Raw genomic sequence first — 20,532 nt, forward strand, 5'->3', positions numbered from 1 at the left:
TAGAACGGCTCGGTTCCTCTTTCGAAGCGCCATGCAGACCTCCTCCAGAAGCCCGGTTCTTGCTCCGCTGGTCGTCGCCGGCTCCTCCTTCATGGAGAACCTCGACGGCACGGTGATCGCGACCGCGCTGCCGCAGATGGCGCATTCCTTCGGAGCGAGCGCCGTTTCGCTCAGCATCGGCGTCACCGCCTATCTTCTCACGGTGGCGGTCTTCATTCCGATCAGCGGCTGGATGGCCGACCGCTTCGGCGCACGCACCGTGTTCGCCAGCGCCATCGCGATCTTCACCCTGGCCTCAGCTCTCTGCGGCTTCAGCAATTCGCTCTGGTCCTTTACCGCCGCACGGATCCTGCAGGGCGTGGGCGGCTCCATGATGCTGCCGGTCGGCCGGATCGTGGTGATGCGAACCGCCGGCAAGCAGGACCTGATGCGCGCCATCGCGACGATCACCTGGCCGGCGCTGATCGCGCCCGTTCTCGGTCCGCCGCTCGGCGGCTTCATCACGACCTACGCGTCCTGGCGCTGGATCTTCTTCCTGAACCTGCCGCTCGGGATCGTCGCACTCACCTTGGTTCTCTTCATCATCCGCAACGAGCGGACGGATGCGCGGAAGCCATTCGATCTCAGGGGCTTCCTGCTGACGGCCGCCGCCCTCGCGCTCATGATGTACGGGCTGGACCTCAGCGGCCGCGCCGCTTCCGGTTGGCTGCTGCCGCTCGCGATCGTCGCCGTGGGGCTCGCGATCGGCATCGTCGCCGTGCGGCATGCGCTCGCCCGGCCGCAGCCCATCGTCTCGCTCCGGCCCGTGCGGATTCAGACGTTCACGATCTCCTCGGTCACGGGGGGAACCCTGTTCCGCGTGACGGTGGGCGCCACACCGGTGCTGCTGCCGCTGATGTTCCAGATTGGCTTCGGCATGGATGCGTTCCGCTCCGGCCTGCTGGTCCTGTTCTATGCCGGCGGCAACCTGGCGATGAAGACCGTGACCACGCGGACGCTGCGACTTTTCGGCTTCCGCAACGTGCTCGTCGTCAACTCCGCGGCGGTGGCGCTGTCGCTGATCGTCTTCGCGTTTTTCAGGCCCGCCTTCCCCGCCGCCCTGATGGCAGTCCTGCTTTTCGCCGGCGGGCTGGCGCGATCCCTGCAATTCACGTCGCTGAACACGCTTGCCTTCGCCGATATCGGCCCCAAGGACACCAGCGACGCCTCAACCCTCTACGCCATGGTGCAGCAGATCGCCTTCGGCATGGGTGCGGCTCTGGCGGCCGTTCTGGTCAACGTCTCGCAGGCCGCGCGCGGCGCAGCCGTGCCCGATTTTTCGGATTTCCGCACGGCATTCCTCGCCTTGGCGCTGATCGTGGCGATCTCGGTGCTGTTCTTCCTGAGGCTCCGGCCGGATGCGGGGTCGGAGGTGAGCAGCCATCGGCCCGCCCGCTCCGTCGCGAGACCTGCCGCCGGGGAGTAGGCGGGCGTCCGCCGGGAACTTCGGCGCATCCTGCCGATTGTTCAGGCAAGCAAACGCTGGAGGCCCTTCCGTGAAGACCTTTACCGCATTCCTGATCTCGGCCACCGTTCTCGGCGGCTCGTCGTTTTCCGTGCAGGCTGGCGCGGCGGAAGCCGGCTCCGCCGCCCGTCTTGCCGCCCCCATCGTCAAGGTTCAGGCCGTCGAGCCTTTCGACGATCTCGGCCGGCCGGACCATGGCCCCGCCGACGCCAATGTCGGGGCGCCGAGCCCCATCGCCGGTCCGCCCCCGAATGACCCACGTGCCAACCAGGTGCCGGACTATTCCGGCGGTGAGGTCGCCGGCGTACCCGGCGCGGTGGAAGCGCCGACGTCCCGGGCGGCTCCTTCGGTCAGGACGGCTCCTTCCGTCAAGATGGCCCCTTCCGCAAAGTGCCGCACCGTCCATGTGAAGAAGCACACGGCATCCGGCACGGTGACCCAGAGCGTCAAACGCTGCGATTGAGCGAGGCGAGCAGGCGCCCGGCATAGAAGACCCGGCGCCGCTCCAGCCTGACCTGCTCCTCGGGCCAGCCGGACAGAGCTCCCGCGGCCATGGCATAGCTGCCGGTCTGGAAGGCCAGGTAACAGGGCCGGAGCAGCCGGAGAAGATCGCGGTCGACCGGCCGCCCGTCGGCTCCCTCGACCTGAGCGATCACGCTCTCCGTCTCTGCTTCCGACATATCGAACTCGATGGCCGCGCCCGCCACGTCCCAGGCGATATCCTGACATCCCACGAGGTCGTGGGCGCGACAATGGTCGCTGCCGTCCGTCTTCAGGACGCGGCCGTCCGGGGTCACCAGCCATTCCCAGGGTTGCAGGCGATTGTCCGTCTGCACGCGGAAAACGCGAGCCTCCAGCGCCGCCAGATCGTCGGCTGGAAGCTGAAGCCGTGGCGCCGTCCCGAAGGTTTCCGCCGCATTGTGGTTGGTCATCTCGACCAGCGCCTCCAGGGAGGCCCCCGGCGAAGACGGAGCTGTGAGATGGCGCGCCCGCCAGCCGAGATAGCGGTTGATATGACGAATGAGCGCCGGGCGGGCGATGCCCGCGTCGGCGAGCGGCCGTGCGTCGTCCAGCCAGCGTGACACGACGAAGCCATGCCTGAAACCCGCGACTTCCGGCCCGAAGCCCGCCTCCTGCATCGCACGCGCAACGTCGAAAGCGCGCTCTCCTTCCCGGCCGAGGCCCGAGAACTTCAGCAGCCACGTGCCGCTCGCGCTCCGCAGCAGGAACTTCAGCCGCTCCTGATGCGCATGCGCCGGCGGCCAAGCAGCCTCGCCGGCATAGGAATGATGCCGCCAGCCGCCGCCGGAGATCTCCTCCAGCGGTGCGACCGCTTCGCCGGTGAGATCCCGCACCCAGCCCGCGAGGTCGTGGGCGGGATCGGCCCCGTTCAAGCACAGCTGGCGGAAGTCCGTCGTCAGGCGCTTTGCCCGACTCCAGCGTTCACGATGACGATCGGATGCCTGCGGACCCAATTCGCCGGAATGGCTTGGGAAGAAAACGGTCCTCTCGGGCGCGACGCCATGATCTTCCAGAAAGTCGGCAACCGACCCGAAGGAACTGCCGGAAAGCCCCGGCCCCTCGTCCACGATCGCGAAGCAGGCTTCCGGGCCGGCCAGCAGGCTGCGCCGGAGCTCCGGCGAAAGAGTGAGTTCGCGCTGGAAGGGATGGCCGCCGGGCCGCACCGTTACGGGTAGCGGCGCGCCAGCGGCCGCGGCGACCACGGCCGAGAGCCCCGCGCCGATGCTGCGGATGCCGATCACGCGGACCCGCTCTCCCCGCAATTCGGCGGCGCTCAGGCAATAGGCCTCGGGATAAAGCGCATAGAAGGCGTGTCCCTCGCCGAGCTTTACATGGATGCTGGCCGGCAGATCCATTTCCGCGAGCCGGCTGAATCTTGCAGCGGGCAGCACGCCCCGGTGGGCGAAACCGCTGTCCCAGGAGCACCGCATCGCTTCCGCCAGTCCTTGCGCGGCGGCGAGCGCGAGATCGGCCGCTTCCGAGCGGCGATCCTCGCCGTCGTCGGACATCGCGTGATCGGCAAGCCCCTGCGCCAGTTCGCCGGTCTCGATCAGCAGCGCCACGAGGTGTTGATGGCGAAGAATGCCCGGCTCCTCCAGCCCCAGTGCGTACAGCCGCTGTCGAAGATCGCCCAGCTTCTCCCGCGTATCCTCGTCCCAGGAAAGGTCGCCATAGACCAGCATCAGGTGGCCCGCCCTTGCGGCGTGCGAAAACGCAGATCGACGGATGAATCGAATTCCATCGCCTCTGAATGCCGAAACTCAGGCTTTGTTCAACCTGTCCGACGGGAGCGCGGCGGGTGGCTTCCGCTCAGAGGCGAGATTCGGTATGTCCCTTGCCTGCCGCAATCCGGCTATAGCTTGTCGCCGACCCGAGTTGATCCTTCCAGACCAAGCATCCCCATCAGCGCGAGAACATCGAATGCCAGCATTGACCCGCCGGGAAACCCTGACCGCTCTTTCGTCGCTCGCGCTTCTCGGCCTGCTGCCGCCTTGGATGAGCAAGGCCTTCGCGGCGGACCCGACCGCGACGCCGGAAAACGCACTCCTGGAGATGAGCGCTCCCGAGCCTTTCTCGTTCGATCTCGTGAAGAAGCAGGCGGCGGATCTCGCGACCAAGCCCTGGGTCGATCCACGCTCGCCCTATTCCGCGATCCTGGAACAGATCGACTACGACGCCTTCCAGAAGATCATCTGGAAGCGCGACCACAGCCTCTTCATCAATGACGGCGAGGCGGATCCGGTCCAGCTCTTCCATCTCGGCCGCTACTTCCAGGAGCCCTGCACGATCTCCCTGGTGGAAGGCGATCAGTCGCGCCGGATCGTCTACCGCAAGGATTATTTCGACATGCCGGACGACCATGTCGCACGGCAGCTGCCCGACAACATCGGTTATTCCGGCTTCCGCGTCATGTCGCAGGACCAGACCACGGACTGGCTGGCCTTCCTCGGCGCCGCCTACTTCCGCGCGTCCGGGGCGCTCGACCAGTACGGCCTTTCCGCGCGCGCCATCGCCATCGACACCGCCATGCCGACGCCCGAGGAATTCCCGCGCTTCACCGCCTTCTGGCTGGAGGCCTCGCCCGACGAGAAGGAACGCGTGATCATCAACGCCCTCGTCGACGGCCCGAGCATCAGCGGCGCCCTCCGCATGGATTGCACCAAGAGCGACCGCGTGGTCATGGACATCGAGTGCGCGCTTTATCCGCGCAAGCCGATCGCGCGGCTGGGCGTCGCCCCGCTCACCAGCATGTTCTGGTTCGACGAACTGAACCACCGGCAGTCGTTGGACTGGCGCCCCGAGATCCACGATTCCGACGGGCTCGCGCTTTGGACGGGCACCGGCGAGCGGCTCTGGCGCCCGCTGAACAATCCTCCGCGCGTGATGACCAACAGCTATATCGACGAGAACCCGAAGGGTTTCGGGCTGCTGCAACGCGACCGGGATTTCGATCACTACCAGGACGATGGCGTCTGGTACGACAAGCGCCCGACCGTCTGGGTCGAGCCCCTTGGCGATTGGGGCAAGGGTTCGGTCCAGCTCGTCGAGATCCCGACGGACGACGAGATTCACGACAACATCGTTCTCTACTGGGTCCCGGAGGGCAATGTCGCGCCGGGCCGGGAGCTGAACTACAAGTACCGGCTGCACTGGGTCAAGGACGAGCCCTATCCCTCGCCCCTCGGCCGCGTCGCGGAGAGCTTCTTCGGTGTGGGCGGCAATCCCGGCCAGCCCCGGCCGGCCAACACGACCAAGTTCGTGGTGGATTTCACCGGAGACAAGCTGGACGGGCTCACCCGCAAGGATCTGGACGCTGTGGTCACGGTATCCCGCGGCACGGTCGCGAACACCGCGGCCTATCCGATCGTCGGCAGGAAGAACGCGATCCGCGCCACGTTCGACGTCGTGGCGGAGGGCTCCGATCCCCTGGATATCCGCATGTATGTGCGGCGCGGCGCCGACGCGATGACGGAAACCTGGACGTCGCAGTTCTTCCCGCCAGCGCCTCCGCTCTGATCCGGTCTGATCGGATCAGATTTAAGAAGGCCAAGGGCGCACCTTCCCGTTCGACCGAATGGACGACCGGGCCGGCGACAAGTCCGGCCCCACCCCGCGCGCCTTGGATGCGCCCCCATGGGGGGATGCGCCCAAGTGCTCTTTCCCGTCTGCCAGACTTGCCTCCCCGTGCCGGCGCGGTCATGGTCGCCGGACGCGCGGGGTGCCGAACCGCCGGATTGATCGGAGCCGCCGGAGAATGACCAAGATTGCCATCCTCGCCAGCGACGCTCCGGATTCCCTGGCCGCGGCGCAAGAGATCCGCGCACGCTACGGCGAGGTGCCCCCCGACCAGGCCGATGTCGTGGTGGCGCTGGGTGGCGACGGCGTGATGCTGCAGGCCCTGCACGCCTTCATGAACACGGGCACTCCGATTTACGGGATGAATCGCGGTTCCGTCGGCTTTCTCATGAACGAGTACAAGCTGGAGGGCCTCTTCGATCGGATCGCCGGGGCGCGGGCGGAATCGATCCATCCGCTCGACATGAACGTGACGACGGTGGACGGCGAACTCTTCACCGCGCGGGCGATCAACGAAGTCCACCTGCTGCGCCAATCCTATCAGGCGGCCAAGCTCCGGATCACCATCGACGGGCATGTGCGGATGGAAGAACTGATCTGCGACGGCATCCTGCTCGCGACGCCCGCCGGGTCGACCGCCTACAATCTTTCCGCGCACGGGCCGATCATCCCGATCAACGCGCCGCTGCTGGCGCTCACCCCGATCAGCCCGTTCCGCCCCCGCCACTGGCGCGGCGCTCTCCTGCCCAACCATGTGACGGTGACGATCACCTCGCTGGAGCACGAGAAGCGCCCGGTCAGCGCGGTTGCCGATCACATAGAGTGCAAGAGCGTGCGGGAGGTGGAGATCAAGCTCGATCGCGCGGTGGAATGCCGGATCATGTTCGACGCCCAGCATTCCTGGGACGAACGCATTCTCGCCGAGCAGTTTCGCTACTGAGCTGCTGCCCGGCTTCTCAGGCGCTTCGAACGGCTCAGGCCGCCCGGATCAGTTGATGGGCGTAATCGCGCGCGGCGGAGCGTTTGGCGTCGCGGGCAAAGCGGCGGAGCAACGCCAGAAGCTCGTCGGCCTCGCGATCCGCCTGCCCCTCGTAGCGCGCCAGCACGGCTTCCACGAGAGCGGTGGCGCGGCGGTAATCGTTGTCGAGCTTGCCGTCCTTGAACGAGCCCAGCACGTCGAATGCGGCGGCCATCGCGGGAAAGACCTTCTGCGGCAACCGCGCCTTTTCCAGGAGCGCCTTGAGCGCACCGTTGCGGCCGGAGCCGATCAGGGCATGCACACGCGCCACCGGCGCGCCGGTCAGGCAGGCGATCGCTTCCTCGAAGAAGCTGACATGGCCGCTCGCCAGAGCGCGCATCAGCAGCGCCGGCGTGAGCTGGTCGGCGGTCACCAGCGATTGCACGAGAGCCGGCATGTCGGACGCGCCGGCGCCGAGCGCCATCTCCACGGTCGCCCTCTCCCGGGCGTCGCGGACGGTTTCGTCCGCGCGTTCCTCGGAGAGCCAATTGCGCTCGACCACGAAGCCGCGAAGCTGCCCGGCGAGGCGGGAAACCAGCGCCTGCCGGATCTCGATCGGCAGGCCGTCATGGGCGAGCAGCGCGTTGCGAATCGCGGGCACGTCGCCGTGCCGTTCCACGATGCGATCGAGCGACGCTCGGGTGAGCCGCGCACCTTCGTTCAGGATCAGTTGCAGGCACGCATCCGCGCCGCCGACCTCGGCCAGGGCGGCCGACAACATGCGGGAAACCACGGGCCGACGGGCAATCGCCTCGCGGAGGGGTTCGCTCTTGCCGCCGATAAGGTCGACCAGTTCACTGTCCAGCAACACGGGCGAACGCGCCGCCACGATGCAGGCGATGCGGGGCTGGTCGCCGGCGAGCGACAGGATGATATGATGCGGCGAGCGATCGGAATCCGCGAGCGCGGTTGCCAGGTTTAGCCGAATCTCCGGCGACGGATCGTCGAGAAGCAGCGTCATCGCGGCTTCCATGCCGTCGCGCTCATTATCGGACAGCGGCGCGTGCAGGAAGGCGCGAGCCATGTCCTGCGCGGCCTCGGAACGCCGACCGACAGACGCGGTCTGGGTCCACTGAAGGAAACGCTCGACGATCATGGACAGCAACTCCCGGCAAAAAATCGCTTTAACGGAAGGTGCACGAGGAGGCTTAAGGATTGGTGCATCCAGCCGTTAAGAGTGGACCGGCCTTGAAGATCGACGCCAAGACGCCCTGCTTCCTTCTCGTCCGGGGAGACGATCCGGACGCTCTCTCGGCCGCGCTTCGCAGCGATGCGGAGGCGCTTGTGTTCGATTTGGCGGGGGTGCCGAGCGAACGAAGGGGAACAGTGCGGCGGGCTGTTCTCGCGGCCCTGCGGGAAGCGCGAAATGGTGGCCGAAGAAGGCTGTTGGCAGTGCGGGTGGGCGGCATTCGGGATCCGCTTTCAGAGGGCGATCTCGACGTCGTGGTGACCGGAGGCCCGGATGCGGTCCTGCTGGCGGCATGCGAAGGCGCAGCGGACCTTCAGCGCCTGTCGGCCCGCCTCTCGGTTCGCGAGGCGCTGCACGATCTGGCGGACGGCAGCACGGCCATCGTCGCGAGCATCGACACGCCTGCGGGCCTGCTGCTTCTTCCCGAGCTTTCCCGGGCGGCCGGGCGGCTCGCCGCGCTCACCTGGAGCGCCGAAGCGCTCGCGGTCCATCTCGGCATTCCGGCAAACGATCCGGGAGACTGGCCGCACCCCCTCCAGCTCGCCCGCAGCCTCGTCGTCTTCGCGGCCTCAAGCTCCGGCGTTGCGGCCCTCGACACCGCCGCCCCGCCCGGCACGGCCCCGGAACCGCTGCGCCGCCTTGCCGAATCGGCTCGGCGCGACGGCTTCGCAGGGATGCTTGCCGCCGGGCCGGACCAGTTCACCGTGCTTCAGGAGGCGTTCGGCACGCCTCCGCTCAGCCGCCGCCACCCGCCGGGCGGTGCATGACGAAAAGGCTCTCCACCGTCGCATAGTCCATGTAGCCGCAGCGGGCGATGGTGCGTGCGGCCGTCATGTCGAACCGGCCATCCACGATGAGGTCGTCGCGGATGAAGCAACCGACGATCTCGCCATAGACGATGATGTTGCTCGAGCGCTGGCCGTCGAGACCGACGAGCACGTCGGATTTCAGGTATCTGCACTCCAGCGCCGCCGCGACGCCGGCGATCCGAGGCGGCTTCACCAACGCGCTCGCCTCCGTTGCGAGCCCCGCCGCGTCGAACTCGCTCTCCCCATGCGCCAGCCCCGCGGAGGTGGCGTTCACCGCTTCCCGCAGGTCGTAGGTGGTCAGGTTGCAGACGAACTCGCCGGTTTCCTCCACGTTGCGGACGCTGTCCTTGCGGCCATAGGAGGAGAACATGACGATCGGCGGCCGGTCGGCGACGAGGTTGAAGAAGCTGTAGGGGGCGAGGTTCAGCCGTCCCTCGCTGTCCTGCGAGGAGATCCAGCCGATAGGCCGTGGCGCCACGATCGCCTTCAGCGGATCGTGCGGCAGGCCGTGGTCGCGTTCGCTTGGATGATAGAACATGCCCCGCTCAGCCCTGCCAGACGGAGATGAGCTTATCCATGTCCGGCCGGTCGCGGTCGGAGGGGCGCATGGTGCGCGTGCCGATATGGATGAAGCCCGCGACCTTTTCGCCGTCCTGAGCTCCCAGATAGCGCGCGGCCACTTCGTCATAGGCATACCAGCCGGTGAGCCAGGTGGAGCCGAAGCCGTGGCTGTTGGCGGCATGCAGCAGGTTCAGGCAGACGGCGCCCACCGAGAGCTGCTGCTCCCATAGCGGGATCTTCGGGTGGTCCATGATCGGGGCGGAAAAGACGCCGACCACCAGCGGCGCTTCCGCGAACTGCTTGGCCTTCTCCTTCAGCAGCGTCCGCTGCTTCTCGTCCTCTTCCGCTTCCGCAAGGTCGGAAAGCGCGGCGACCGCCTTAATTCTGGCATTGCGGTCGTAGATGACGAACCTCCACGGCGCGAGCTTGCCGTGGTCGGGAACGCGCGCCGCGATCGTCAGGATGTCGCGAAGCGTTTCGGCATCCGGGCCGGGCTCCACCAGTTGGGGTGCGCCGACGGAGCGGCGGATGCGCAGGTAATCGAGGATTGGGCTGTCCATTGCGGAGTTCCTTCCGTCTGAAAGCTCACGAGCCGTCTGAAGCATGGGCCGTCTTGAAACCACATGCCGGTCTTGAAACCACATGGCAGCGGGATTACCACGACTGACCGGTGAAAACAGGGGCGCTTTGAACGGGCATCATGGCTGAATGACCAGGCTTTCACGGTTCGTCACGATCCTTCCGCTCCTGCTGACCCCGACAGTGGCCTCGACACTGGCCGCCACGATCGCGTCATCCCCTGCCGCCTCCCAGGAGCGCGGACGCGGTGGCCCGGGCGGCGGTGAAGAGGCTCCGGGGCCCGGCGGACTGAGCGTCGGCGGCAGCATCATGTTTCACCCGCCGCGCGCGGGCGACGCTCCCGCGCCGGAGGATCGCCAGAAGCCGCCACCACCGGATTTCCTTTCCACGCGCCCCCGCGACTACGTGCCCAAGCAGGACGACCAGCTGTCGATCCCCCTGCCCTATGCGCCCTCGCGCAGCGGCACCAGGGAAGCGCAGCCCGTGCTGCCGGAAACGATCCTCGAAGCCCGGCTCGTGCAGGGGGGCAAGCCCGTGCCGCAGGGTCTTGTCTGGCGCGTCTTCGGCTCGCAGCGCGACAAGGACGGCGAACTCCCGCTCGTCACCACCGCCCATGGCGGCACCACCTCCGTCCAGCTCGCGCCCGGCACCTATTTCGTCAACGCCGCGCTGGGACGCGCCAGCGCGACCAAGAAGATTACCGTCGGCCGGGAGGCACATTCCGAATCCATCGTGCTGGATGCCGGCGGCCTGAGGTTGAATGCGGTGGTCGGCGACGACAAGGTCCTCGCCAAGGACAAGGTCGATTTCGAGATCTCCCAGAACGACGATTCGGGCCAGCACGTCGTGGTGCTCCCGCACGCGACGGCGGGGCAGATCCTGGGTCTGGCCGCCGGCACCTACCATGTCGTCTGCCATTACGGGAACCTGAACGCGGTCGTGCGCGCCGACATCGAGGTTAAGGCCGGCAAGCTGACGGAGGCCACCATGCGGCAGGTCGGCGCCGACGTGACGCTGAAGCTCGTGGCGGCCGATGGCGGCGAGGCGCTCGCCAATACGAGCTGGACCGTGCTGACGCCGGACGGCGACACGCTGAGCGAGAATGTCGGCGCCTTCCCTCACATCGTTCTGGCCGAGGGCACCTATACCGTGGTCGCCCGCCACAAGGACCAGGTCTATACCCGCAACTTCGATGTGAAGGCCGGCGGTGACCACGACGTGGAAGTGCATCTGAGCGACGTGGCGCCGGCCCAGGGAGAAGGCCTCCCGGTCGGAGTTCCGCATCCGCTGGCCCCGTCGGCCGACACGCCGATGCCGGGCGCCCAGGCAGCGGCTCCGAATGGCGAAAATCCGGTTTCGCCCGGTGCCGAGTCGGACGGCGACAGCCCGGACGAAGCCGACACCGGCATCAGCACGGAATAAAAAAACCCGGCCGCGAGGCCGGGTTTTTCGTCTCTCGGAGGGAGTGGCCTCAGGCCAGAGCGCCCTCGGCGGTCGAAGCCCTGGCATCGGCCGGCGCTTCGGGTGTCGCGGTTCCGGCCTGCTGGCGACGGAGATCCGGCGCCATGGCTTCCAGCATGATCCGCGCGAAAGCGTCCTCGAGGCCGAGGCTTTCCTGGTTCTGGCTGCCGAGACGGCGGATGGATACCGTCCGCTCCTCCGCCTCGCGACGGCCGACGACCAGCATCAGCGGCACCTTGCCGACCGAGTGCTCGCGGACCTTGTAGTTGATCTTCTCGTTGCGGATATCCGCCTCGGCGCGAATGCCCGCCGCCTTGAAGCGCCCGGCGATCTCCTCGGCATAGGCATCGGCTTCGGAAGTGATCGTGGCCACGACCAGCTGCGTCGGGGCGAGCCAGAGCGGCAGCTTGCCGGCGGAATCCTCGATCAGGATGCCGATGAAGCGCTCGAAGGATCCGAGGACCGCGCGGTGCAGCATGACCGGGCGGTGCTTGGCGCCATCCTCGCCGACATAGGTCGCGCCCAGACGCTCCGGCAACACAAAGTCCACCTGCAGCGTGCCGCACTGCCAGTCGCGGCCGATGGCGTCGGTCAGCACGAATTCCAGCTTCGGCCCGTAGAAGGCGCCCTCGCCCGGATTGAGCTCGACCTCGTAGCCCGCGGCCTTGGTAGCCGACATGAGCGCGCTTTCCGCCTGGTCCCAGACGGCATCGCTGCCCGCCCGCTTCTCCGGACGATCGGAGAACTTGATGCGGAAGGCGGTGAAGCCGAGATCCTCGTAGATGGAGGAAAGCAGCGAGCAGAAGTCCTGCGTTTCCGCCGTGATCTGCGCCTCGGTGCAGAAGATATGCGCGTCGTCCTGCGTGAAGCCGCGCACGCGCATGATGCCGTGCAGCGCGCCGGAGGGCTCGTAGCGGTGGCAGGAGCCGAATTCCGCCATGCGCAGCGGCAGGTCGCGATACGACTTGATGCCCTGGTTGAAGATCTGCACGTGGCCGGGGCAGTTCATCGGCTTCAGCGCCGCGACCTGCTTGTCCGGACCGTCATCGGCCTCGACCTCCGCGACGAACATGTTCTCGCGGAACTTCTCCCAGTGGCCCGAGGCCTCCCAGAGCTTGCGGTCGATGAGCTGCGGCGTCTTCACCTCGGCATAGTCGGCGAGGTCCAGCCGGCGGCGCATATAGGCCTCCAGCGAGCGCCACACGGACCAGCCCTTGGGGTGCCAGAACACCATGCCGGGTGCTTCTTCCTGCAGGTGGAAGAGATCCATCTCGCGGCCGAGACGGCGATGGTCGCGCTTCTCCGCCTCCTCCAGCATGGTGAGATAGGCCTTGAGGTCCTTCTCGTCGCGCCAGGCGGTGCCGTAGATGCGCTGCAGCACCGGATTGTTGCTGTCGCCGCGCCAATAGGCGCCGGCCAGCTTCATCAGCTTGAACGCGTTGCCGATCTTGCCGGTGGACGGCATGTGCGGACCACGGCACAGGTCGAACCACTCGCCCTGATTGTAGATCTTGACCGTCTGGTCCTCGGGGATCGCGTCGACCAGCTCCACCTTGAAGCGCTCGCCCTTTTCCGCGAACACGGCCTTCGCCTGCTCGCGGCTCCAGACCTGCTTGGTGAAGGGCGCGTCGCGGGCGATGATCTCCCGCATCTTCGCCTCGATGGCGGCGAAATCCTCGGTGGAGAACGGCTCCTGCCGGAAGAAGTCGTAATAGAAGCCGTTCTCGATCACCGGGCCGATGGTGACCTGCGTGCCGGGATACAGCGCCTGCACGGCCTCGGCGAGCACGTGGGCGGTATCGTGCCGGATCAGCTCCAGCGCGTCCGCGTCGTCGCGCGTCACGATCGTCACGGTCGCATCCGTGTGGATGGGATCGGCGAGATCGGAAAGCACGCCGTCGACCTTGATCGCCACGGCCTTCTTGGCCAGCGACTTGGAAATCGACTGCGCGACGTCCGTGCCCGTCACCCCTTCCGGATATTCGCGTCGCGCGCCATCGGGGAAAGAGATGCTGATCATGACACTTCGAGGAGCCGGCTTGAGCAGCCGTGCAGCCACGCCTTTATCTGGGGTTATCTGATACGGCAAACGATGCTGCACCGGGCAGCTTGCCGTTTGCATCGCCTATACCAGGGCGCGCAATCAGGCAAGGTTTCGCGCGGCGGGAGCGCTCTTCGCGCCGCTTGCGCCGCCGTGAGCGGCGCAAGCGTGCGGCGCTTCCTTCCCGGGCCCATCCGGCGTGGTGCAGGAGCGCCAGAGACCGTAGCGCCACGGCAGGAACCAGGCGGCATTGCCCGGCAAGCACGTGGGCACCGGATCGAAGCCGTGCGTACCGAAGGGGCGGCAACGCGAAATTCGCGCAAATGTCATCCATCCGCCAGCCCAAAGCCCGAAACGGCGGATAGCCGTTTCCCCGAACTCCGAACAGGTCGGCAGATGCCGGCAGGTTCGCCCGGCAACCGAGGACAGCGTGTAGCGATAGAGGCGGATCAGCAGCAATGCGGCCAATGCGGGGAACCGGGCGGCCAGGCCGACGCTTCCGCCTGCCCGGGCCGGACCACCGACAGGATCAGGATCGAAAGTCATGAACGGAGCCATCTCCCTCATCAGCCGCGCCGCCCATTTCGCCGCGCTCCGGCACACCGGACAGAAAAAGAAAGGCGCGAGCCAGCCGCCCTACATCAATCACCTTACCGAAGTCGCCTGCCTCGTCGCCGAGGCCAACGGGCCGGACGACGCCGAACTGATCGCCGCCGCCTGGCTGCACGATGTCGTGGAAGACGGCCACGCGAGCCTGGCGGAGATCACCGATCGCTTCGGCGAGGATGTCGCCACCCTCGTCGGGGAACTCACGGATGATATGAGCCTGCCCTCCGACGAGCGCAAGCAGCGGCAGGTGGACGAGATCGCCCGAAAGTCGCCACGCGCCCGGCTTTTGAAGCTTGCCGACAAGGTGAGCAACCTCGGTGAAATCGAGCGTGATCCGCCGGAAGACTGGTCGGAGGAGAAGCGGCGCGCCTATGCGGACTGGGGAAAGAAGGTGGTCGATGCGGGATGCCGCAATCTCAACGGCGAACTGGAGGACCGCTTCAATGCGACCTACGCGGCGATCACGCGGCAGTCGCGGGAGAATCGCCCGATCGTGACTGAACGATGAGACCTGGATGACGTTACCTCGGCCGATCGACACGATCGGAGATCGTCATGAAAAAGCTCATTCTTGTGACCGCCGTCGCCCTTCTCACCGGCATCGGCGCAGCCCAGGCCCAATCCAGCTCCACCTACGGGGAGCGCGACCCCGCGATGCGGCCGCCGACCCAGCGTCAGCTCTGGCTCCTGCAGCAGGAGCGTGAGCACATCTGGCAGAAGGATAACAACCAATACTCCCAGAGCAATCACCGGACGCATCGCCAATATTACTGGGCCAGGTGACAGGACCCGAGGCCAGGGGTGGGTGACACGCGCTCGGTGACGCGATCCGGTCACGCCCCGCTGCCTTCCGCCGGATCTTCGCTCTCACGAATAACGCTGTCACGCATTCGTTACATACTAGGTTCCTTCAAGGTATTTAATCTGTAAGGCTAGCTTCCTATCTCAGTTCAGGGAATTGATCCCGTCCGGCTCGCGGTCTTCGTGTCTGTCGCCGGACCTGTTTTTTGAACTGGGAAAGATGGAAATGCGTAACGTCCTTATTGCCTCCGCCACCGTCCTCGCTCTTCTCGGTGGCGTCGCCAATGCCCACCCGGCCGACCGGCATTACGCGGCCGACCAGACTGCCGACCGCCCGACCGCCACGCAGCTTCGCATGCTGAGGGACGAGCAGGACCGGATCTGGCAGAAGGATACCAACCAGTACTCGGCGCCGCTGGCCGACATCCGCTAGGCTTTGTGCCGGGTCCTCATGCTCGGACCCCACGCAAAAACGGCCCGCTTCGAGCGGGCCGTTTTCGTTTCCGGCATACCAGACGGCAGAATGATCGGGACCTCGGTTTTGCGTCAGGCAGCCTGCCCCTCGCCCTTCGCGCTCGCATCCGGTTTTTCGACCGCCTCGATCTGGTTCAACGCATCGACCACCGCGTCGAAGGTCAGCAGCGTCGAGGCATGCCGCGCCTTGTAGTCCCGCACCGGCTCCAGATAGCCAAGATCGGACCAGCGGCCGTCCGGCGGCGTCCCGTTTTCCTTCAGCATACGGATCATGGTTTCGCGCAAGGCCCGCAGTTCCCCCGGGGTGGAGCCGAGAATGGTGCGGGCCATCACGGAGGACGAGGCCTGGCCGAGCGCGCAGGCGCGGACCTCGTGGGCGAAGTCGGCGACCTTTCCGTCTTCCAGCTTCAGATACACCGTCACCGTGGAGCCGCAGAGCCGCGAATGGGCGCGCGCCGAGGCATGCGCGTCCTCAAGCTTGCCGATCCGCGAAATGTTGCCGGCAAATTCGAGGATCTTGGAATTGTAGATGTCGTCCAGCATCCAGATCTCCGGGGAGCGCTCATGCGGATGCTCCGCAGGCTTGGGCGCGTCGTTCCCTCTCTATATAGAGAGGCAAGAGCGAGACTGCATCCCGCAGTAAAGCCGCGGCTGCCCGCCAGTCCCAGTTGAGCAAGAGCCATGACCGAACCCGCAGCGCCGCAACCGGCCAACGCCTCCCTTCTCTCGCTGGAGGAGCGGACGACCTTCGCGCCGCGCTTCGATGCCGACGGTCTGATCCCCTGCATCGCGCTGGACGCGACGAGCGGCGCGATCCTGATGTTCGCCTGGATGAATTCCGAATCCCTGCGTCTCACGCTGGAGACGGGCTTCGCGACTTATTGGAGCCGATCGCGCAAGTCGCTGTGGAAGAAGGGGGAAACCTCGGGCGCGCTGCAGCGGGTCGTCGAACTCCGCACAGACTGCGACCAGGACGCGATCGCCATCCGCGTCGAGGTGGCCCGGCCGGAGGACACCTGCCACACCGGCCGCACGACCTGCTTCTATCGCTCCGTCCCGCTGGGTCCGGGGCCGATCGAGCGCGAGTTCGAGCCCTTCGCCTAGGCCGTCGCGATATAGTCGCGGATCTGGTCGGCTTCGTGCTGGATCTCGGCGATCCGCGCCTTCACCACGTCGCCGATGGAAACGATGCCGGCGAGCCGACCGTTCTCCACCACGGGCAGGTGACGGAAGCGGCCGCGCGTCATGACCTCCATAAGCTCGTTGATCCCGGTTTCCCTGCCGCAGGTCGTGACCTTCGACGTCATGCAATCGCGCGCCGGCCGCCCCAGGGCGGCCGCGCCATCGCGAGCCACCGCGTGGACGAGATCGCGCTCGGACAGGATGCCGAGGATCTTCTCCCCTTCCACGACGACGACCGCGCCGATCCGCTTCTCCGTCAGGAGGCGTGAAACGTCGGCAAGCGGGGTCAGGGGCTCGACGGTGAGCACATCGCCGCCCTTGAGGTTCAGGATATGGGAGACGGACATGAACTTCCTCCATTCCGGTTTCGGGAAACCGCGGCCCTCTGGCGGGGCCATGAATGGAGCTTATCTCCGCGTTTCTCAGGGCGCCAGAGCGTCTTCCGCCGGCGGTTCGCCACGCCGGATCGGATCGAGCAGCGGAAACAGCAGAAGACCCGCGATGAAGCCGCCAATATGGGCCTGCCACGCGACGGGCTGGTCGCTGCCCGGCACAAGGCCGAGCTGCGTGCCGAACAGGATGTTCAGCACGAGCCAGATGATCAGAAACGTCATCGCCTGCCGGTTCACCAGCATCGCCCGGAAGGATGGCGCGGGGTAGCGGTAGGACTCGTCGGATCCGATGCGGAAAAGCGGGCCGCCGGCGGCAAAGGCAAAGCGCGCGGTGGCCGACATCATGCCGGAGATCGCGGCCGACGCGCCCACCACGGGATCGATGCCTTGCGGGAAGGTCAGATAATGCGCGAGCGCCCCGGCCAGCGCGGCCACCGCGCTGAGGATCAGGAACCGCGCCGCGCCGAAGCGCCGGGCGAGCGGACTGCCGAAGCTCGCCATCCAGACGAGGTTCACCGCGATGTGCAGCGTGCCGCCATGCAGGAAGGCATAGGTCAGCGGCGTCCAGATTTCGCCCCAGCCTCCCCCCGGAAGCTCGGATGCCGCCCCCGCGTAACGCACGGGGATGAAGGAGAAGGCGAGCACCACCCACTCGTCCAGACGCTCCGGCAGAAACAGTCGGATCACGTGGATCAGGATCAGGATCGCTCCCAGCGTGACGATCACCGGAGGAAGATTGAAGATGCGCTCGCGCTGGGTCATGGCCGTGTTTGCCAAGTTAAGCGCCCGCTCACAAGCCGAAACCGCGAACCGCCCGCAACCTCCCCGGCCAGCGAATTATTCCCGCAGGGACAGCGAACGAGAAAGGCGGCTTCCTCAAAAGAGTTACCCGCTAACCGTAAGAGTCCGGGCATTTTCTACAGCCGTTCCCGCCTGTTTGTTTTGACAAAACAGAGGTATAGTAAAGAACACAAGCTCGCGCTTAGAGAATGTTAACTAAATCTGAAGATATCTCTAGCGGAGAGAGCCTCTGCTAACCCCTCCTCGGAGCAGGTGAACCATGTCCGCCCTGCCAGATCTGCAGATCGAGGTCGAATCCAATTCCGAGCGGCGTTCGCACCAGCGCGTGAAGATCAGCCTGCTCGGGCGCTGCATGTTTGCGGACAGGCAGGAGTTTCCCTGCACGGTGATCGACGTATCCCCCGGCGGGGCGGCCTTCTACAGCCCCCATCAGGGCGAGGTCGGCGAGCGCATCGTCGCCTATGTCGACCATATCGGTCGCGTCGAGGGAACGATCGTGCGCCAGATCGAGAGCGGCTTCGCGATTGCGTTCACGGCCTCCAGGATCAAGCGCGACAAGCTGGCCGATACCTTGACGTGGCTTGCCAACCGCCATCTGCTGGAAACGCCGGAGGAGCGTCGGCAGCCCCGCCGCGTCCCGCGCAAGACCGACGCTGTGCTCACGCTTTCCGACGGCACCACGCATAGCTGCAGGATCATTGACATGTCGCTGACGGGCGCTGCGCTCGCGACGGATCTCCGCCCTCCCCGCGGCGCGAAGATCATGATCGGCAAGGTCGGCGGCCGGGTGGTTCGCCATTTCGACGATGGCATCGCGATCGAGTTCATGCGCGCCATGTCGGAAGGCAATGCCGAAACTGAGATTCCTAAGGAATTCTTTTGACGACCTTGGGATTTCGCTAACCTAGTTCGTTGCGGAATTCGAAGTGGCCGGTTCATCCTCAGGTAACGGAAGGGTGCCGCGCTGGAACAGTCATCTCCCGGTAACTCTGTCTGTTAGCAAAGCCGAACCAACGCGATGAATCTTCTGTTTCACAAGCCTGCCGATATTGGTTCAGAGCTTTAGCGGGGCCGAAATTCGCCACTGCTAGTCTCTCCATGAATTGGGGAGACGCACATGAAACGAGGCATCTGCAGGGCGGTACTGGCCGCCATTGCGCTCGGCCTTATCGGGTGCTCGGCACAGGCGGGCCAGACCGGCGCCGCCATGACCACCAATGGACAGACAGGCGCTCCCATCGGCCAGATCGGCTTCTGCCAGCGCGAACCCCAGCAGTGCCAGCCGCGCGGCCCTCGCGTCGTGATGCCCAGCAACCAGAACAACTGGCACGAACTCATCGCGGTCAATCTCGGCGTCAACACCGCCATCCAGCCCGCGACCGACCAGGAGATCTACGGCGTCGAGGAATATTGGGCGATCCCCACGAAATACGGCGACTGCGAGGATTACGCGCTGCTGAAGCAGAAGGATTTGCTGGCGCGTGGCTGGCCGAGCTCGGACCTGCTGATCGCCGTGGTCTTCGACGAAGCGGGCGCAGGCCATGCCGTGCTCGTCGTGCGCCTCACCGACGGCGACTACATCCTCGACAACAAGACCGACGACATCAAGGTCTGGACCAAGACCGCCTATCGCTACGTCAAGCGGCAGTCAGAAACCGACCCGCGCCGCTGGGATTCGATTGGCGACTGGCGCTGGAACGAGGTGCTGACCTCCGCTCCGCGCTGACCCCGGTCAGCGCAGCGGCATTCGTTCGCCAAAGTCGGTCATTCGCCGATGCGGCGGAGACCTGAAGCGAAGCGTCGCCAATTGGCGACGTAGCGGGCGGCGGAAGCCCGATTGTTCTCGCCGCCCTCGGGACCAAGGGTCCGAACGATCTTCCCGGGAATGCCGACCACCAGCGAATTTTCCGGAATGACCTTGCCTTCCGGCACCAGAGCCCCTGCCCCGATCAGGCTATTGCGGCCGATCACCGCTCCGTTCAGCACGATCGCGCCCATGCCGACCAGCACGTTGTCCTCGATCGTGCAGCCATGGAGAATCGCGCGGTGGCCGATGGTGCAATCCGCGCCGACGGTGACGGGAAACCCCGGATCGGTGTGAACGACGCAGTGCTCCTGGATGTTCGACCGCGCGCCGACCGCGATCGGTTCGTTGTCGCCCCTCAACGCCGCGCCGAACCAGACGCTGGCATCCACGTCCAGCCTCACTTTGCCCACGACGACCGCGTTCTCCGCGATCCAGTATTCGCCCTCGGCGGGAAGCTCCGGGGAAACGCCATCGAGGCTATAGAGGCTCATTCCGTCACATCCTGATATAGAGGCTCAGCACGAATATACCCGCGCAAACGCTCCACATGCCAGAGACGAGAAAGCCCAGCGCCGCCGCCTGCGGGCGAACCTCCCGGCTGCGGAGACCGGCCAGGATCTTGCGCGAGACGATCACCGGCCCGCCGAACATGCTGAGAAGAATGGAGATCCCGCTGGTGGCCAGGGTCTGGTTGGGGAGCAGGAAATCGGCGGGGCGTCGGGTCAGGAGCTCATAGAAGCTGGCGACCACACCCGCCATGGCGAAACCGATCGCCGCGCAGAAAACGAAGGCTTCAAACTGGGCCATTCCCCTCACCCCTTAACATTTTGTTAAAGTTTAAGGGAAATTACGCCGCACGCAAACGGGCCGCAACCTGAACAACCCAGATTGCAGCCCGATTTTTACAGATCGTTAACGGTGGTCAGGGGTCGAGATCGACGCCGAGGATTGCCATCTGGAAGTTGTAGGAAAGCTCGTCATCCTCATCGTCCAAATAAACCAGGCCGATGAACTCCTCGCCGACGAAGACTTCGGCAGAGTCATCCTTGCGGGGACGGGCCTTCACCTTGATGGTGTTGTTGCCGAAAAGCTTCTGGAAATAGGCTTCCAGCTTCTTCAGATCATCGATCTTCACGTTCTATCCTTCGAATCGGGGCTTTCGCCCCTGTCTGACACATGTCGCGGGCGGCCTCAACCAACCTCCGC

Annotated in this window: 24 protein-coding genes; 12 read left to right on the forward strand and 12 right to left on the reverse strand. The window is 65.8% G+C overall.

The genetic code is table 11. The annotated features are described in order from the left end of the window. Positions 1-31: 31 nt before the first annotated feature. Positions 32-1,465 carry an MFS transporter gene (locus BMY25_RS05165; RefSeq protein ID WP_092495538.1) on the forward strand — a complete coding sequence of 478 codons (1,434 nt, stop codon included), beginning with the start codon at positions 32-34 and terminating at the stop codon, positions 1,463-1,465. Positions 1,466-1,535: 70 nt separating this feature from the next. Then, entirely contained in the window at positions 1,536-1,967 is a 432-nt protein-coding gene (locus BMY25_RS05170; RefSeq protein ID WP_092495539.1) for a hypothetical protein, read from the forward strand. On the opposite strand, the gene BMY25_RS05175 is transcribed toward BMY25_RS05170, so the two are convergent. Beyond that, positions 1,951-3,708 (reverse strand): protein kinase family protein, encoded by a 1,758-nt coding sequence (locus BMY25_RS05175; RefSeq protein WP_092495540.1) that lies wholly within the window; start codon positions 3,706-3,708, stop codon positions 1,951-1,953. The genes BMY25_RS05170 and BMY25_RS05175 overlap by 17 nt on opposite strands. A 238-nt stretch (positions 3,709-3,946) precedes the next feature. Between BMY25_RS05175 and BMY25_RS05180 the strand changes: the two genes are divergently transcribed. Then, positions 3,947-5,542, forward strand: a complete 1,596-nt coding sequence (locus BMY25_RS05180) for an OpgD/OpgG family glucan biosynthesis protein (protein ID WP_092495541.1) — start codon at positions 3,947-3,949, stop codon at positions 5,540-5,542. Between the two features lie 238 nt (positions 5,543-5,780). Then, a complete protein-coding gene (locus BMY25_RS05185) occupies positions 5,781-6,542 on the forward strand; it encodes an NAD kinase (protein WP_092495542.1) in 762 nt (253 codons plus the stop codon). Between the two features lie 34 nt (positions 6,543-6,576). Here the strand turns inward: BMY25_RS05185 and BMY25_RS05190 are convergent, their stop codons facing one another. After that, positions 6,577-7,716, reverse strand: coding sequence for a DUF2336 domain-containing protein (locus BMY25_RS05190; RefSeq protein ID WP_092495543.1), 1,140 nt, complete (start codon positions 7,714-7,716; stop codon positions 6,577-6,579). A gap of 62 nt (positions 7,717-7,778) precedes the next feature. Between BMY25_RS05190 and BMY25_RS05195 the strand changes: the two genes are divergently transcribed. After that, the gene (locus BMY25_RS05195) at positions 7,779-8,576 is read left to right on the forward strand and encodes an aldolase/citrate lyase family protein (RefSeq protein ID WP_238858163.1); all 798 of its coding nucleotides are present in this window, start codon (positions 7,779-7,781) and stop codon (positions 8,574-8,576) included. On the opposite strand, the gene BMY25_RS05200 is transcribed toward BMY25_RS05195, so the two are convergent. Then, complete coding sequence (locus tag BMY25_RS05200; protein WP_092495545.1) at positions 8,545-9,156, reverse strand: flavin reductase family protein; 612 nt, start codon at positions 9,154-9,156, stop codon at positions 8,545-8,547. The genes BMY25_RS05195 and BMY25_RS05200 overlap by 32 nt on opposite strands. A gap of 7 nt (positions 9,157-9,163) precedes the next feature. Continuing rightward, positions 9,164-9,739 carry a nitroreductase family protein gene (locus BMY25_RS05205; RefSeq protein ID WP_092495546.1) on the reverse strand — a complete coding sequence of 192 codons (576 nt, stop codon included), beginning with the start codon at positions 9,737-9,739 and terminating at the stop codon, positions 9,164-9,166. 148 nt (positions 9,740-9,887) lie between these two features. Here BMY25_RS05205 and BMY25_RS05210 point away from each other — a divergent pair, with 148 nt between their 5' ends. Then, a complete protein-coding gene (locus tag BMY25_RS05210) occupies positions 9,888-11,180 on the forward strand; it encodes a hypothetical protein (protein ID WP_092495547.1) in 1,293 nt (430 codons plus the stop codon). 49 nt (positions 11,181-11,229) lie between these two features. Here BMY25_RS05210 and thrS read toward each other — a convergent pair whose 3' ends face one another. Both thrS and yidD read right to left on the reverse strand, forming a co-directional pair. Then, a complete protein-coding gene (gene thrS / locus BMY25_RS05215) occupies positions 11,230-13,239 on the reverse strand; it encodes a threonine--tRNA ligase (protein WP_092495548.1) in 2,010 nt (669 codons plus the stop codon). A gap of 123 nt (positions 13,240-13,362) precedes the next feature. Further along, on the reverse strand, positions 13,363-13,806 hold the full coding sequence (gene yidD, locus BMY25_RS05220) for a membrane protein insertion efficiency factor YidD (RefSeq protein ID WP_092495549.1): 444 nt from the start codon (positions 13,804-13,806) through the stop codon (positions 13,363-13,365). On the opposite strand from yidD, the gene BMY25_RS05225 reads away from it, so the two are divergent. The 3 genes from BMY25_RS05225 (at position 13,805) to BMY25_RS05235 (ending at position 15,103) form a co-directional block, all read left to right on the forward strand. Continuing rightward, the gene (locus tag BMY25_RS05225; RefSeq protein WP_092495550.1) at positions 13,805-14,377 is read left to right on the forward strand and encodes an HD domain-containing protein; all 573 of its coding nucleotides are present in this window, start codon (positions 13,805-13,807) and stop codon (positions 14,375-14,377) included. The genes yidD and BMY25_RS05225 overlap by 2 nt on opposite strands. 47 nt (positions 14,378-14,424) lie before the next feature. Beyond that, the gene (locus BMY25_RS05230; RefSeq protein ID WP_092495551.1) at positions 14,425-14,652 is read left to right on the forward strand and encodes a hypothetical protein; all 228 of its coding nucleotides are present in this window, start codon (positions 14,425-14,427) and stop codon (positions 14,650-14,652) included. 244 nt (positions 14,653-14,896) lie between these two features. Beyond that, entirely contained in the window at positions 14,897-15,103 is a 207-nt protein-coding gene (locus BMY25_RS05235) for a hypothetical protein (RefSeq protein WP_143061886.1), read from the forward strand. A gap of 113 nt (positions 15,104-15,216) precedes the next feature. Here the strand turns inward: BMY25_RS05235 and BMY25_RS05240 are convergent, their stop codons facing one another. Further along, positions 15,217-15,687, reverse strand: a complete 471-nt coding sequence (locus tag BMY25_RS05240; protein ID WP_092495553.1) for an iron-sulfur cluster assembly scaffold protein — start codon at positions 15,685-15,687, stop codon at positions 15,217-15,219. 138 nt (positions 15,688-15,825) lie between these two features. Between BMY25_RS05240 and hisI the strand changes: the two genes are divergently transcribed. Continuing rightward, positions 15,826-16,248, forward strand: coding sequence for a phosphoribosyl-AMP cyclohydrolase (gene hisI / locus BMY25_RS05245; protein WP_092495554.1), 423 nt, complete (start codon positions 15,826-15,828; stop codon positions 16,246-16,248). Here the strand turns inward: hisI and BMY25_RS05250 are convergent. Both BMY25_RS05250 and BMY25_RS05255 read right to left on the reverse strand, forming a co-directional pair. Further along, positions 16,245-16,673, reverse strand: a complete 429-nt coding sequence (locus tag BMY25_RS05250) for a CBS domain-containing protein (RefSeq protein WP_092495555.1) — start codon at positions 16,671-16,673, stop codon at positions 16,245-16,247. The genes hisI and BMY25_RS05250 overlap by 4 nt on opposite strands. 75 nt (positions 16,674-16,748) lie before the next feature. Continuing rightward, on the reverse strand, positions 16,749-17,495 hold the full coding sequence (locus BMY25_RS05255; protein ID WP_238858164.1) for a rhomboid family intramembrane serine protease: 747 nt from the start codon (positions 17,493-17,495) through the stop codon (positions 16,749-16,751). A 283-nt stretch (positions 17,496-17,778) separates the two neighbouring features. Between BMY25_RS05255 and BMY25_RS05260 the strand changes: the two genes are divergently transcribed. Next, a complete protein-coding gene (locus BMY25_RS05260; protein ID WP_092495556.1) occupies positions 17,779-18,402 on the forward strand; it encodes a PilZ domain-containing protein in 624 nt (207 codons plus the stop codon). Positions 18,403-18,636: 234 nt separating this feature from the next. After that, complete coding sequence (locus BMY25_RS05265; protein WP_092495557.1) at positions 18,637-19,245, forward strand: transglutaminase-like cysteine peptidase; 609 nt, start codon at positions 18,637-18,639, stop codon at positions 19,243-19,245. Between the two features lie 38 nt (positions 19,246-19,283). On the opposite strand, the gene BMY25_RS05270 is transcribed toward BMY25_RS05265, so the two are convergent. From BMY25_RS05270 to BMY25_RS05280, 3 genes are all read right to left on the reverse strand, one after another. Next, positions 19,284-19,817 (reverse strand): gamma carbonic anhydrase family protein, encoded by a 534-nt coding sequence (locus tag BMY25_RS05270; RefSeq protein WP_092495558.1) that lies wholly within the window; start codon positions 19,815-19,817, stop codon positions 19,284-19,286. Positions 19,818-19,821: 4 nt separating this feature from the next. Beyond that, the gene (locus tag BMY25_RS05275) at positions 19,822-20,133 is read right to left on the reverse strand and encodes a DUF6949 family protein (RefSeq protein ID WP_092495559.1); all 312 of its coding nucleotides are present in this window, start codon (positions 20,131-20,133) and stop codon (positions 19,822-19,824) included. 115 nt (positions 20,134-20,248) lie between these two features. After that, positions 20,249-20,461, reverse strand: coding sequence for a DUF3126 family protein (locus BMY25_RS05280; RefSeq protein WP_092495560.1), 213 nt, complete (start codon positions 20,459-20,461; stop codon positions 20,249-20,251). Positions 20,462-20,532 lie beyond the last annotated feature (71 nt).

This window comes from Faunimonas pinastri (genome assembly GCF_900110915.1).
Lineage (GTDB): Bacteria > Pseudomonadota > Alphaproteobacteria > Rhizobiales > Afifellaceae > Faunimonas > Faunimonas pinastri.

Coding starts and splice junctions, on each gene's coding strand:
- BMY25_RS05165 (WP_092495538.1), top strand. CDS start 32: ATGCAGACCTCCTCCAGAAGCCCGGTTCTTGCTCCGCTGGTCGTCGCC.
- BMY25_RS05175 (WP_092495540.1), bottom strand. CDS start 3,708: ATGCTGGTCTATGGCGACCTTTCCTGGGACGAGGATACGCGGGAGAAG.
- BMY25_RS05180 (WP_092495541.1), top strand. CDS start 3,947: ATGCCAGCATTGACCCGCCGGGAAACCCTGACCGCTCTTTCGTCGCTC.
- BMY25_RS05185 (WP_092495542.1), top strand. CDS start 5,781: ATGACCAAGATTGCCATCCTCGCCAGCGACGCTCCGGATTCCCTGGCC.
- BMY25_RS05190 (WP_092495543.1), bottom strand. CDS start 7,716: ATGATCGTCGAGCGTTTCCTTCAGTGGACCCAGACCGCGTCTGTCGGT.
- BMY25_RS05200 (WP_092495545.1), bottom strand. CDS start 9,156: ATGTTCTATCATCCAAGCGAACGCGACCACGGCCTGCCGCACGATCCG.
- BMY25_RS05205 (WP_092495546.1), bottom strand. CDS start 9,739: ATGGACAGCCCAATCCTCGATTACCTGCGCATCCGCCGCTCCGTCGGC.
- BMY25_RS05210 (WP_092495547.1), top strand. CDS start 9,888: ATGACCAGGCTTTCACGGTTCGTCACGATCCTTCCGCTCCTGCTGACC.
- thrS (WP_092495548.1), bottom strand. CDS start 13,239: ATGATCAGCATCTCTTTCCCCGATGGCGCGCGACGCGAATATCCGGAA.
- BMY25_RS05225 (WP_092495550.1), top strand. CDS start 13,805: ATGAACGGAGCCATCTCCCTCATCAGCCGCGCCGCCCATTTCGCCGCG.
- yidD (WP_092495549.1), bottom strand. CDS start 13,806: ATGACTTTCGATCCTGATCCTGTCGGTGGTCCGGCCCGGGCAGGCGGA.
- BMY25_RS05230 (WP_092495551.1), top strand. CDS start 14,425: ATGAAAAAGCTCATTCTTGTGACCGCCGTCGCCCTTCTCACCGGCATC.
- BMY25_RS05235 (WP_143061886.1), top strand. CDS start 14,897: ATGCGTAACGTCCTTATTGCCTCCGCCACCGTCCTCGCTCTTCTCGGT.
- BMY25_RS05240 (WP_092495553.1), bottom strand. CDS start 15,687: ATGCTGGACGACATCTACAATTCCAAGATCCTCGAATTTGCCGGCAAC.
- hisI (WP_092495554.1), top strand. CDS start 15,826: ATGACCGAACCCGCAGCGCCGCAACCGGCCAACGCCTCCCTTCTCTCG.
- BMY25_RS05250 (WP_092495555.1), bottom strand. CDS start 16,673: ATGTCCGTCTCCCATATCCTGAACCTCAAGGGCGGCGATGTGCTCACC.
- BMY25_RS05260 (WP_092495556.1), top strand. CDS start 17,779: ATGTCCGCCCTGCCAGATCTGCAGATCGAGGTCGAATCCAATTCCGAG.
- BMY25_RS05265 (WP_092495557.1), top strand. CDS start 18,637: ATGAAACGAGGCATCTGCAGGGCGGTACTGGCCGCCATTGCGCTCGGC.
- BMY25_RS05270 (WP_092495558.1), bottom strand. CDS start 19,817: ATGAGCCTCTATAGCCTCGATGGCGTTTCCCCGGAGCTTCCCGCCGAG.
- BMY25_RS05275 (WP_092495559.1), bottom strand. CDS start 20,133: ATGGCCCAGTTTGAAGCCTTCGTTTTCTGCGCGGCGATCGGTTTCGCC.